The 12445-nt window shown below is 60.3% G+C and carries 14 protein-coding genes; 9 read left to right on the forward strand and 5 right to left on the reverse strand.

What is annotated here, in order from left to right; translation table 11 throughout:
• Positions 1–34: 34 nt before the first annotated feature.
• From ACCD05_RS12080 to ACCD05_RS12105, 6 genes are all read left to right on the forward strand, one after another.
• Positions 35–1288 carry an ABC transporter substrate-binding protein gene (locus tag ACCD05_RS12080; RefSeq protein WP_413392863.1) on the forward strand — a complete coding sequence of 418 codons (1254 nt, stop codon included), beginning with the start codon at positions 35–37 and terminating at the stop codon, positions 1286–1288.
• Positions 1285–2202, forward strand: a complete 918-nt coding sequence (locus ACCD05_RS12085) for a carbohydrate ABC transporter permease (RefSeq protein ID WP_111564561.1) — start codon at positions 1285–1287, stop codon at positions 2200–2202. The genes ACCD05_RS12080 and ACCD05_RS12085 overlap by 4 nt, the downstream gene beginning before the upstream one ends.
• Positions 2202–3059, forward strand: a complete 858-nt coding sequence (locus tag ACCD05_RS12090; protein WP_111564560.1) for a carbohydrate ABC transporter permease — start codon at positions 2202–2204, stop codon at positions 3057–3059. Before ACCD05_RS12085 ends, ACCD05_RS12090 begins: the two co-directional genes overlap by 1 nt.
• A gap of 11 nt (positions 3060–3070) precedes the next feature.
• Positions 3071–4024, forward strand: a complete 954-nt coding sequence (locus tag ACCD05_RS12095; RefSeq protein WP_413392866.1) for an SIS domain-containing protein — start codon at positions 3071–3073, stop codon at positions 4022–4024.
• The gene (locus ACCD05_RS12100) at positions 4021–5316 is read left to right on the forward strand and encodes a D-tagatose-bisphosphate aldolase, class II, non-catalytic subunit (protein ID WP_413392868.1); all 1296 of its coding nucleotides are present in this window, start codon (positions 4021–4023) and stop codon (positions 5314–5316) included. The genes ACCD05_RS12095 and ACCD05_RS12100 overlap by 4 nt, the downstream gene beginning before the upstream one ends.
• A 68-nt stretch (positions 5317–5384) precedes the next feature.
• Positions 5385–6452 (forward strand): ABC transporter ATP-binding protein, encoded by a 1068-nt coding sequence (locus ACCD05_RS12105; protein ID WP_413392871.1) that lies wholly within the window; start codon positions 5385–5387, stop codon positions 6450–6452.
• A 55-nt stretch (positions 6453–6507) separates the two neighbouring features.
• On the opposite strand, the gene ACCD05_RS12110 is transcribed toward ACCD05_RS12105, so the two are convergent.
• Together ACCD05_RS12110 and ACCD05_RS12115 are read right to left on the reverse strand one after the other, a co-directional pair.
• The gene (locus ACCD05_RS12110; RefSeq protein WP_413392873.1) at positions 6508–7005 is read right to left on the reverse strand and encodes an RES family NAD+ phosphorylase; all 498 of its coding nucleotides are present in this window, start codon (positions 7003–7005) and stop codon (positions 6508–6510) included.
• An 8-nt stretch (positions 7006–7013) separates the two neighbouring features.
• A complete protein-coding gene (locus ACCD05_RS12115; protein WP_413392875.1) occupies positions 7014–7364 on the reverse strand; it encodes a hypothetical protein in 351 nt (116 codons plus the stop codon).
• Between the two features lie 487 nt (positions 7365–7851).
• Here ACCD05_RS12115 and ACCD05_RS12120 point away from each other — a divergent pair, with 487 nt between their 5' ends.
• Positions 7852–8094 (forward strand): type II toxin-antitoxin system ParD family antitoxin, encoded by a 243-nt coding sequence (locus ACCD05_RS12120; protein WP_413393073.1) that lies wholly within the window; start codon positions 7852–7854, stop codon positions 8092–8094.
• 147 nt (positions 8095–8241) lie between these two features.
• On the opposite strand, the gene ACCD05_RS12125 is transcribed toward ACCD05_RS12120, so the two are convergent.
• The 3 genes from ACCD05_RS12125 to ACCD05_RS12135 form a co-directional block, all read right to left on the reverse strand.
• The gene (locus ACCD05_RS12125) at positions 8242–8439 is read right to left on the reverse strand and encodes a hypothetical protein (protein ID WP_413392877.1); all 198 of its coding nucleotides are present in this window, start codon (positions 8437–8439) and stop codon (positions 8242–8244) included.
• Between the two features lie 421 nt (positions 8440–8860).
• Positions 8861–9157: a hypothetical protein gene (locus ACCD05_RS12130; RefSeq protein WP_413392879.1), complete on the reverse strand. Its 297-nt coding sequence runs from the start codon at positions 9155–9157 to the stop codon at positions 8861–8863.
• A gap of 103 nt (positions 9158–9260) precedes the next feature.
• A complete protein-coding gene (locus ACCD05_RS12135; protein WP_413392881.1) occupies positions 9261–10151 on the reverse strand; it encodes a LysR family transcriptional regulator in 891 nt (296 codons plus the stop codon).
• Positions 10152–10293: 142 nt separating this feature from the next.
• Between ACCD05_RS12135 and ACCD05_RS12140 the strand changes: the two genes are divergently transcribed.
• Together ACCD05_RS12140 and ACCD05_RS12145 are read left to right on the forward strand one after the other, a co-directional pair.
• On the forward strand, positions 10294–11091 hold the full coding sequence (locus ACCD05_RS12140) for an SDR family oxidoreductase (protein ID WP_413392883.1): 798 nt from the start codon (positions 10294–10296) through the stop codon (positions 11089–11091).
• A gap of 129 nt (positions 11092–11220) precedes the next feature.
• Complete coding sequence (locus ACCD05_RS12145) at positions 11221–12420, forward strand: carboxymuconolactone decarboxylase family protein (RefSeq protein ID WP_413392885.1); 1200 nt, start codon at positions 11221–11223, stop codon at positions 12418–12420.
• The last annotated feature ends 25 nt before the right edge of the window (positions 12421–12445 follow it).

Raw genomic sequence — 12445 nt, forward strand, 5'->3', positions numbered from 1 at the left:
ACGTAAATTCTTGATAACAAAGAAGGATGGGAACATGCGTAAAACAATCTTATCACTGCTCGCTTCAGCCGCCCTGGCCGTCGCTCTTCCGGCGGCCGCGCAAGACAAGCCGCTTGCCGGTGAATCGATCACCGTATTGATGCCGTCGCCGCAGGGGCCAGATATCGCCGCCGCGTTCGAAGCCGAAACTGGCATCCACGTCGACCTGCAGACGCTTTCCTGGGACGACATCCGCCCGAAGCTGGTGACGGCACTGGTTGCCGGCACGGCGCCGGCCGACGTGACCGAGTTCGACTGGTCCTGGACGGGCCAGTTCGCGGCAGCCGACTGGTATATGCCGCTTAACGATGTGATAGACGCGGACTCCACCAAGGACATCGGCGTTGCCAAGATCTTCACGGTCGATGGAAAGCTGCTTGGCGTCCCCTATTCGAACGACTTCCGCGTGATGCTCATCAACAAGAAGCATTTCGCGGATGCCGGCATCACCGAGACCCCGAAGACGCTCGACCAGCTGGTGGCAGCGGCCAAGAAAATCAAGGAAAAGGGCATTGCCACCTATCCGATCGGCCTGCCGGTGTCCGCGACAGAGGGTGCCTCAACGAGCTGGTACTTGCTGACCAAGGCATTTGGCGGCGAGCTGTTCGACAAGGATTTCAACCCGCTCTTCACCAAGCCCGGTTCCGCCGGCTACAAGGCGCTGGCATTCGAACTGATGCTTTTGAAGGAAGGCCTGGTCGATCCGGCTTCCACCGGTCTCAAGGATAGCCAGATCAACGAGGGTATGTTCTCTCAGGGTCTGACCAGCATCATGATCTCGGGCGAACCCGGCCGTCTTGGACAGATGAACGATCCCAAGCAGTCCAAGGTCGCCGGTCAGGTCGAGGCGATCCTGGTTCCGACCGAAAGTGGCGAGACTCGCAGCTTCGGCCTGCCGGAGGCGCTTGCGATCCCGAACGTCTCGCCCAACAAGGAAGCGGCTGTTGCCTTCGTCAAGTGGTTCACGAGCCGCGAATTCCAGAAGAAGAACATGGCGAACGGCTTCCTGCCGACCCGCACGTCGGCACTGGCCGAGCTCAACTCGGAAGGCAAGCTGAACAGCGGCGATGCGCTCGTGGCGCAGTCTAAGACGGTCGAGGCGCTGTTCCCGCAGGGCACGCCCCCTTGGTACCCGCAGTTCTCCAGCGGCGTGAACACCGCGATCAACAGCGCTGCCAAGGGTCAGATGAGCGTTGACCAGGCTGTCGAAAGCATCGCCTACGCCGCCAAGCAGGCGATGGCGCAATGACTGCTGTCGCCTATAAGGAGACCGCGGCCAAGAAGGGTGTCGGCTTGAATGCCGACACCATTCTCGGCGTGCTGCTGGTGTCGCCCATTCTCATCACCATGACGGCGCTCGTCTTCTATCCTATGGCGCGAACGCTTTGGGACAGCCTTCACCGGGTCAATCCGATGCAGGCCGGCACGCCCTTCGTCGGCCTGGAAAACTACACGCGCATGTTGTCGGACGCGCAGCTCGGCACGACCTGGGTCAACACGCTCATCTATGTCGTGCTCGCAGTGCTCGCGGAAACGGTCTTCGGCGTGCTCGCCGCCTCGCTGATCAATCAGTTGAAGGTCGGCCGGCAGTGGGTTCTCGCGGCGGTCATTCTTCCCTGGGCGCTTCCCGGTGTCGTCAACTCCGTGATCTGGCTATGGATCTATCAGCCTGGCGCGGGCCTGCTGAACGGCATCCTCACCTCGCTCGGCCTTCCCTTCGAAAACCACGTCTGGTTCAACGACCGGACGAGCGCGATCATTGCCGTCACCGTCGTGCATGTCTGGCGCATGATGCCGCTGACGATCGTCATCGTTCTCGCGGCGATGCAGAGCATTCCCTCGCATCTTTATGAAGCGGCACGCATCGATGGCGCGACACGCCCGCAGATGTTCGCGCTTGTCACGCTTCCGCTTGTTCGTAGCGCGATCGCGGTTGCCATGACCAACGCCACGGTTAACGCCTTCAATCTTTTCGACGAGGCCTGGGTTCTTGCCGGCTCCAGTCTCGAGACGCGACCGATCCTCGTGCAGATTTATCTGGAGACCTTCCAGAACTTGCGGTTCTCATACGGCATGGCGCTTTCCGTCGTCATCACCTTCGTCTCGCTTCTCGTCTCGCTCATTTACGTCCTTCGGGTCTATCGCAACACACGGTTCGACTGATGAAACCCACCCTTCTTTATCGCCTGATGATATGGATCGGCGTCGCCGTGCTATTGATCTGGTCGCTCGGTCCGATCTACTGGACGGTCGCCAGTTCGGTGACGCCGACGGACGACTTCTCCGTCCGGCCAATCAACTTCTTCCCTCAACATTTCACGCTAGATCACTACTCTCGGCTGCTCGGCATCAACGTCGATCGTATCGGCGGCGTTGAGGTGTGGCGGCAGTTTCGCGCGGCGCTCTTGAACAGCGTCGTCACCTCGGCGGCCGCGACGCTCCTTTGCGTGGCCATTTCCGCGCTGGGCGCCTACGCCTTCACCCGCATACGCTTCCCCGGCCGCAACGCGCTCTTCGGCCTTGTGGTCGCGACGCTGGCGATCCCGGCCTATGCGGTGCTGATCCCGCTCTACCAGATCATGATCAAGATGCATCTCGTCGATACCTATGTCGGCGTCGCCCTGATCTATGTCTCGGCCTACCTGCCGCTCTCGCTCTGGCTACTGCGCAGCGTCTTCGAGGCCCTGCCCCTGGCGCTGGAGGAAGCCGCGCAGCTCGATGGCGCGGGACGTCTCTACATCTTCTTCAACATCGTGCTGCCGCTGGCCGGTCCCGGCCTGACCGCTGCCGCGATCCTCACCTTCCTCGGCGCCTGGGGGCAATATCTCGTGCCCCTCATATTCTCGCCGCAGGCGACCAAGCCACTGACTGTTCTCATTCCCGAGTTCGTCACGAAAAACTTCATCGATTACGGGCTGATCACGGCTAGCGGTTCCATCGCGATCGTCATCCCCGCCCTCGTCGTCATCTTCCTCAACCGATACCTCGTCAGCGGTCTGCTGGCCGGCTCGGTCAAGTAATCGGAGCCACCATGAACACGACCGAAAAAGTCATCCGCGAGCAGTTCCCCTTCTGGGAGAAGGCACTGGGCTCTAACACCGCGACCACGCGCGACGACGTGCTCGTCTATGTCGGCTGCGGAACATCCTACTACCTCGCCATGTCGCTGGCGGCCCATGCGAACAATGCCGGTCGTCGTGCGATCGCCGTGCCTGGCGCTGAATGGCTCAATCGTCCATCATTCTTCTGGCCGGACTGGAAGAACACGCATGTCGTCGCGATCTCGCGCAGCGGTGAAACGACCGAGACGGTCGCTGCCGCCAAGAAGAGCCGGGAAAACGGCGCCTTCGTCACCGCGCTGACCGTCGAGGCCGAGAGCTCGCTTGCAAAATGCAGCGACGACGTCGTCGCCTCGCCGACCCACAGCGAGGAAGGCATCGTCATGTCGGTCTCGGCCAGCCTCATGCTGCTGCTTGGCTTGCAGATGATCGGCCATGAGATCCCCGCATCGGCCGTGGCATCCGCAAAAGAGCTCGCTGATGCGCTCGACGCTTCGCTCAGCAAACAGGTTCTCGATCGCAGCCATTTCGTTTTTCTTGGCGGCGGTCCGCTTTTCGGCCTGGCCGCCGAAGGCGCGCTGAAGCTGATGGAAATGAGCCAGGTCCTGACCCAGCCCTTCCATCCGCTTGAATATCGCCATGGCCCAATCAGCCTTGTGGACGAGAAAACCGCGACCGTCATGCTCTACAGCACCGACCAGAAGGATGCCGAAGCCAAACTCGTCGAAGAGCTGCGGGAAAAGGGCGCTATCGTCATCGGCCTGGGCGGACCTGGCGATATCGAACTCACTGTCGACGCCGATCTTTCGCTCGCCGCACTCGTCATTCTCCCTGCCCTGCAGATGCTCGGTGAGCGTGTCGCGCAATCGAGAGGCATAGACACGGTATCGCCGCGACACCTGACCAAGGTTGTAACGCTGGTATGAGCGACGCCCTCGATCAAAATCGTGAGCGCGCGCTCTCCAAGCTTTTTGGCGCGCGCCAACAAGCCTTGCCGCGCGGCATAACGTCAGTGTGCTCGGCCCATCCACTCGTGATCGAGGCCGCCTTGCGGCGGGCGGCACGGGAAGGCACCGTGGTCCTCATCGAGGCCACCTGCAACCAGGTCAACCAGGAAGGCGGTTATACGGGCATGACCCCGGCAGCCTTCCGGCGGTTCATTGAGCGGATCGCCACGGAGGTCGGTTTCCCACTGGAGAGGATCATCCTCGGCGGCGATCATCTTGGTCCCAATCCCTGGAAGAAGCTGGGTGCGGACGAAGCCATGGCTCGAGCCGAGGCAATGGTCGCGGCTTATGTCGAGGCGGGATTCGAAAAGCTGCATCTTGACACGTCGATGGGATGCGCTGGGGAACCGCCGGCGCTCGACGACGAGGTAACCGCCGAAAGGGCGGCACGTCTGGCACGGGTCGCGGAGGAAACGGCACGCCGGATTTGGCAACGGCCTCCGGTGTATATCATCGGCACCGAGGTCCCTCCACCCGGCGGCGCGACGCATGCGATCAAGGAGCTTGAGGTCACCTCTCCCGATGCCGCCCTGAAGACGCTCGCCATCCACGCATCGGCTTTCGAGAAGGCTGGCGCCGGAGCGGCCATGGACCGCGTGATCGGGATCGTCGTCCAGCCAGGCGTCGAGTTTGGGAATGCGAATGTCGTCCTTTACAAGCCGGACCGCGCCCGGGGATTGGCGTCGTCGCTTTCCCGGATGCCGGGACTCCTCTTCGAGGCCCATTCGACGGACTACCAGACCGTTGCCGAGCTTTCGGCTCTCGTCGATGACGGTTTCGCCATCCTGAAAGTCGGTCCCGGCTTGACCTTCGCACTGCGCGAGGCGCTCTACGGGCTTGATGCCATCAGGCACGTACTTGATGGCGGGTCGGATAGCCTGCATGCCGAGATGGACGCGATCATGTTGAGCCAGCCGCGACATTGGGCGGGTCACTACACAGGGTCGGCCGAGGAACTGAGGCTGCAGCGTCACTTCAGCTACAGCGACCGTATCCGCTACTATTGGCCCGACAGGCAGGCTGCCGGCGCGGTGGAAACGCTGATGAAAGCGCTTCCCGATCCGATCCCGGAAACGCTGATCAGCCAGTATCTCGCTCGTGTTTATCCTGACGTCGTGACAGGACGCGTGGCGCCACGAGCTCGCGATCTTTGCCTCGCCGCAATCGATGCGGCGCTCGGGCCCTATTCCACGGCCACGGCCAGCCAGTAAATTTCAAGTGGTGCGGCAGGCTGCAGGTACGGCGGCCGCACGTCACACAGTTTCAGTCGGAGAGAATTATGGCGTCAGTCAGCGTCGCGAATGCCCGCAAGAACTACGGTCACCTGGAAATCCTTCATGGGGTCGATATCGACATTCAGGACGGCGAGTTCGTCATTCTTGTCGGTCCCTCGGGCTGCGGAAAATCCACCCTTCTGCGGATGATCGCGGGCCTGGAGGAGATTTCCGGCGGACGCATCTCGATCGGTGGGCGTGTCGTCAACGACGTCGCGCCTAAGGAGCGCGACATCGCCATGGTGTTCCAGTCTTATGCTCTTTATCCGCATATGACGGTGGAGGCCAACATGGGCTTTTCCCTGAGGTTGGCGAAGGCACCGAAAGAAGAGATCAAGGCACGCGTGCGTGAAGCAGCTCAAATTCTCGGGCTGGAAAAACTGCTCGACCGCCATCCAAGAAACCTGTCCGGCGGCCAGCGCCAACGCGTTGCCATGGGGCGCGCTATCGTTCGCCAGCCGCAGGTCTTCCTGTTTGACGAGCCATTGTCCAACCTGGATGCCAAGCTGCGCGTCCAGATGCGCTCGGAAATCAAGCAACTGCACCAGCGCCTCAAAACCACCACCATCTACGTTACGCACGACCAGATCGAGGCGATGACCATGGCGGACAAGATCGTCGTCATGCGCGATGGTCATGTCGAGCAGATCGGATCGCCGCTCGACCTCTACGACAGCCCGGCCAACCTCTTCGTTGCCGGCTTCATCGGTTCGCCGGGGATGAATTTCATCAAGGGCCAGATCAGTGCCGACGGTCCTATCGAGTTCGTCGCCAACGGAGGTGCGAGGCTGCCCATCCCCGCCCACGTTCCATTCACCCGCGGCCAGCAGGTTATCTATGGCATCCGCCCGGAACATCTGACGATCAACCAGGGTGGCGCGCAGGCTGACGTCACCTTGATCGAACCAACCGGCGCTGAAACGCAGATCACGGCCGGCCTTGGCAACGTGCAGATCGTGGCAACCGTCCGGGACCGTCTTGCGCTGCGAGCCGGCGACTTAATTTCGATCGCACCAGACCTGACGAAAGTGCAACTGTTCGATGCAGTTTCCGAGAAGGCGTTGAGAGGGTGACGGGACCGTCTGACTGTGGCCAATGATAAGCCGTGCCGCGGCGGACGCTGCTAGACTAGCGCGACAGTCGCCCCTCATCGTCGATAAGAGTGATACGGCTGGGCATCGCACCACTCCATTTCCATAGCACCAGGTTGAGATCCTTTTTCGTCGCGCCATGCGCGAAGCTCGGAACGAGGAGGGCCCGATAGCCGCTGTCGGCCAGCTTTCGTGCGAAAATCTGCGTCTCGGCCGCGCCATTCGCCCTCATCTGCTCTCGCCATGCGGGACCGGCAAGCACGGCCTCATCAATCCCTTCAGCGAGCAGAGCTTGCGCGTCCCTGCAATCAAACACCCTGTCTATTTCGGCACTGTAAGATACGAGTGTCGTTGGCTGCAGCGATCCAACCTGATTGGCCTGCCGTAAAGCAGTCATCACCGACAACGAGGTATAGAGCGCCGGTGTTCCTTTCAGATTGAAGCGCCCACCATAAAGTTGCGCGCCACGACCAGACAGTGGTTCTCGTGCGTGGAATGGATTGAGCGCTCGATAAAGTGTTCCCCCAAACTGCATTTAAGAGTTCATGCGTGAATGCCAGCATCGACGGCGTCGATGTAGTCGAGAACATCCTCAGCACGACCGTCTCTCCCCAATTGCATGGCAGTGAAACCGGAGAATCCAGGCAAGGGCTCTGAGCGATACCAGGCATAGGCCATCAACGCCGAGCCGAAACGTGGCTCGACCTTGTTCATGATTTCCGCGACTTCACGCAGGCGGCGCTGCGTCTTGTCGGATCGAATGCGATCCTTGCGTTGGATGGCATCGCGCCCAAGCCCTGCCGTGCGTGCGATTTCCTCGCTCGTCGTGCGTAAGGTTTCTGCAAATTTACGTGGCGAGAATATGCCATCGTCTGCATATTGTGCCAGGCTCATCAAGCCATCTCCCCAAAATGCCGTGCATTCTGACGCAATATAACGTCACATTCTTGGCTTTATGGGAAAGGCATGACCCTTGTACCGGCTGGGTTTTGACGGAAGCGCGGAATTGCCTTTGTCTCTGAGCATGGGCAGGCTCTCCCCGTTGGCTTGGATCACCCAGATGTTCTGGTTGTCATGCTTAACGGGATTGGTGCAAGACGGCTTGGATCGTGGCAAGCCAGAACTGGTCAACAACGAACATGCAATCTGTGCTGGTATTGTTCACCGCGAAGAGATATGCGGCAATTCGCACAATGCGCGGGTCGATTGGGCGCGGAGACTGGCTGGCCGCTTTATTAAAGGGCCGGATCGCTCGCCGCGACACCCTTCCTCCGTCAAGGTAGCTGTATTTGACCGCCCTTCTTCATTTAGCAGCCAACCCTTAGATTTTGACAAGGTTTGCCAAGATCAGTTATGTAGATCGGATAGACGGAGGCTAGCTATGGCGACGATGAACGTCTCTCTCCCTGACCCGATGAAGGACTGGGTCGAGGCGCAAACCAAAACTGGGCGATACTCCAATGCCAGCGACTACGTGCGGGATCTGATCAGGCGGGACCAGTCGCGCAATGACAAGATTGCCGCAATGCAGCGCCTCGTCGACGACGGGCTTGAAAGTGGCGTCGGTACTCGATCCAAGGAACAACGCTTTGCCGAAGCCATGGTTCGCGCCAGCAACTCATGAGTTTCAAGCTCTCAGTCGAGGCAGAAGAAGATATACGTTTGATGCGTGAAGCAAAGGCGGCCGGGGTTCGGCGCGAAGAAAGCGGTTCGGCTCTACTCGGCGCCGCCGCCCGGTAACCCGGAGGATGGCGATGCACCTAACCCGGCTCTACTTGCTATCGATCCGTCGGATCAGCTCAAGAATTATCGGCGCAATCTCCCCGAACGCCTCAAGCTTTTCGTCGGCATCTTCGAGCTCATCAGAGAGGCGAGCCTCCTCTTCGCCGTCCTCGTTCGCCATATAGGCAGCGTGGGCTTTGGTGCATCGCTCCGCGGCGATCCTGAGTGCCTCGATGTCAAAAGTCATGCTGTTGCCCTCATTGATGATCGATTGAAGATACTATGGAACCATTTCTGTGAGAACATCAGTCGTTCGTGTGCCATCGCCCGTACAGATCGGAGGTGCCGAACTGGCGACATCATCACACAACTCCGTCGTCCGGCATAAGTATGTTTCATGGACTGCTATCGCAGCAGGGATCTCGCGGAGGACGCGGGCAAAGAGATAGAGCGCCTTCGCCCGACTATGCAAAAGGTGCGCAAATTACCGACGACAATGTCACCACGGAATGAAGCTCGTTCACCAAGCTCAACTCTGGTGTAGTCGTTGTTTTCTTTGCGCGGACTTTGGGAATCGAACGGCCCTACTGCGGACGCCGCCGCCTTTGGTGAAATCCCGCTCTTTGCTGTCCCTTGTGACGCGCTTGCCGCACTGGCGTCGATCTACGTTAGTCCATCCAGGGCAAGGTTGTCCGTGATATATGCAATCCGCCGAGCGGATCGAGCACCGCCATATCTCGAGAGGCGGTCAGCCAAGGCGCCGGCCCGACGTCGGCCAGATATTTCCCCGCAAGCTCGGCGTTCCCCTGGCAGGCGATGATCAGGAAGCCGTTCAGATCGCCGCGCAGTTGGATCGAGACGCCGGTTGCGAGCCGGTTGTCGTCGGAAACCTGTTGGCAGGTCGAAAGTTTTAGCGGGGTGCACCCGGCGTCCGCGCCAACACGACCGCTGCCGATCTTCGCCAACGGCTGGACCTGCCCCCAGGCTGGATCCGCTCATCGGGAAGCGCGTGAAAGCTGTGTCAGATCGCAACCAAGCCTGCGATCTGACCGGCAGCCGGATCATCCGTCAACGGTAGCGCAATGCATCGACAAGCAAGGCGAATGCAGGCGATGAGAGGCGGCGGCTTGGGTAGTAAAGATGATAGCCGGGAAAAAGCGGGCACCAATCCTCGAGAACCGAGATAAGTTTTCCCTTCTTCACCCACGGACCAAGGTGATCATCCGGCAGGCAGGCGAGCCCAAGGCCGCTTAGCGCCGCATCGACGATCATCGGCACATCATTGCAGATGAACTGGCCGTCGACGCGTACGTTGAGCGGACGCTTGTTTTGTTCGAATTCCCAGGTGTAGAGGCCGCCCAGTGTTGGCAGGCGCAGGTTGATACAGCGATGCTGCGTCAAATCATGTGGTGTCAGCGGCTCGCGATGGCTCTTGAAATACTCTGGCGACCCGGCCACGACCATGCGCAGTTCAGGACCGATCTTGACAGCGATCATGTCTTTCTCGACCTGTTCGCCAAGCCGAACTCCTGCGTCGAAACGTTCGGCGACAAGGTCGACAAACCGCTGCTCGATCGAGATCTCGATATTGATATCAGGATAGTCCCTCATCAACTTCTTTGCCGCCGGCATGACAATGCTCTCGGCTGCCTGACGGCTCGATGTTATGCGTAGCTGCCCGCCTGGGCTCTGACGCATGGAACTTAGCGACGCGACACGATCCCGAATATCGCTGAAAGCCGGCCGCAAGGTCTCTATCAGTTGCTCGCCAGCGTCGGTCGGGCTGACATTGCGGGTCGTTCTCGTCAGCAGCCGAAGGCCCATGCGCTCTTCCAGCCGTCTGACAGTGTGGCTGAGCGCGGACTGGGAGGTTCCGAGATGGGCCGCGGCGCGGGTGAAGCTGCGCTCTTCGGCAACGGTCAGGAAGGCGACAAGGTCGCCCAGTTCGTCTCTTCTCATTGATGAATCCGCAACATAGGTTCGTGCCGAACCTAGCATCTAATAGAGTAGGATCGCCAGCGCTAAATTGCCGCTGCGGTGGTACGGCTCCCGTCAGATGTTCACTTTAGAGCCGCCTGTCGCAATCGAGAAGGAACGGATCATGCAGGACAAGCCCTTCAACATTCTCGTCATTGGCGCCACTGGCAGCGTAGGAAGATATGTCGTTTCGGAAGCGATAAGCCAGGGCCACACCGTGCGCGCGCTCGTGCGCGACACACGCAAGGGGAGATTGCTGGGCGATGATGTCGAGCTATTAGTTGGTGACCTGACCGAGGCGGAATCGCTCAGCCGTGCGGTCCAGGACATCGATGCGGTGGTCTTCACGCATGGTTCCGACGGCGCCCGCAAGGTCGGCTCCGAGCGTGTCGACTACGGTGGCGTTCGCAATCTGCTTTTCGCCCTTGGTGGCAACAAGGCGCGCATCGCCCTGATGACATCGATCGGTGTGACCAACCGCACCGGTAGCTACAACCAGTCCACCGAGGCGCATGACTGGAAGCGCCGTGGTGAACGGTTGGTTCGCGCCAGCGGGATGCCATATACGATCGTAAGGCCAGGCTGGTTCGACTATAATGGACAGGATCAGCACAAGATCGTCTTTCTTCAGGGCGACAAGCGCCAGTCCGGCACGCCAAGCGATGGCGTAGTCGCCAGGAAACAGATCGCCAAGGTTCTGGTTGACAGCCTGACGTGCGATGATGCCCGCGGAAAGAAATTCGAACTGGTTGCCGAGGTCGGTGCGGGCCAGAGTGACCTGACGCCCTTGTTCGCATCGCTTGCCGCCGACGAAGCCGGCCTCTTGGATGGCGTGCGCGATACCGACAACATGCCGCTCGGCGATGAGCCCAGCCGGGTGACGGACGACCTGCACGCCGTACAACAACACGCGATGGCCTGACAAGATCGCGGGATGCCCCCACTCATGAATCGAACATATAGCCCTTTGCGGAATCCGGGGCCTAATCTCGCGTGGCCCACTCCCCATTTCCATCAGTGGGTCCCAACGCCGACTTGAGAGGAAAATCTTATGAAGAACATCGCAGCGAGTATTGCCATGACCGCGCTGGCGGCAACTGGTGCCGAAGCGCAGGAAGAACGTCGCCGCGTCGCTCCCGCCGCCGTTTACGAGGTCGCACCCGGTCTGGGCCATTTCACTGACGACGTTCTTTTTGGCGAGGTTTGGGAGCGCACCGAGCTTGCACCGCGCGACCGTAGTCTGGTGACCGTGTCGGCAATCGTGTCGACGGGCAAGACGGCGCAGATTGGCGGCCATGTCCGCCGCGCATTGGACAATGGCGTCAAGCCTGAAGAGATCGGCGAACTCATCACTCACCTTGCCTTTTATTCCGGCTGGCCAAACGCGATCTCCGCAGTCTTCGAGGTAAAGAAGGTATTCGAGGAGCGCAAGATCGCGCCGCTTGCCCACAGCGACGCGGCTCGTGTTGAATTGGAGGCGGCCGCCGAAGCGGCCCGTGCCGGCATGGTCAACAGCGCCGTGGCCCCGACTGCTCCCGTGCTCGCGAAGCTGACAAACCGCGTTCTCTTCGGCGACCTCTGGCAACGGCCGGACCTCGCCGCGCGTGACCGCAGCCTTGTGACGATGTCGGCGCTGGTCGCCATCGGCCAACCTGAACAGCTTCCCTTCCACGCCAACCGCGCGATGGACAATGGACTGACGCGTGCGGAAGCCTCCGAGGTGGTCGCCCATGTCGCCTTCTACGCCGGCTGGCCTCGCGCCATGTCGGCGGTCCCCGTCATGAAGAAGGTGTTCGAGACGCGTGAAAGCGCCGCTCAGCCCGCATCGCCTGCCACCGCGGACCTGAAGATCACCCGTGCCGGCGAAGGCAAGGCCACGGCGCCGCAGGAGAATTTCACGGGCAATGTCGAGACCTCCGGCTTCTATCGCGGCGATGCCCCTGCGCGCGTCGGCGGCGCAACCGTGGCATTCTCGGCGGGCGCTCGCACCGCATGGCACTCGCATCCGCTTGGCCAGACCCTGTTCATCGTCTCGGGCACCGGTCTGGTTCAAAAAGAAGGTGGGCCGATCGAAAGCGTGAAGACGGGAGACGTCGTGTGGATTCCGGCGAACGTCAAGCATTGGCATGGCGCTTCGCCTGACACGGCGATGACGCATTTCGCTATTGCCGAAGTGCTTGACGGCAAGGCCGTTACCTGGATGGAGAAGGTTTCCGATCAGGACTACGGCAAGGCCAGTGCAATCGACTGATCCTCGAGAAATTCGCTTCGGACGC

Origin of the sequence: Rhizobium sp. Rhizsp42 (assembly GCF_047304155.1) — a bacterium.
In the GTDB taxonomy this organism is placed as follows: domain Bacteria; phylum Pseudomonadota; class Alphaproteobacteria; order Rhizobiales; family Rhizobiaceae; genus Rhizobium.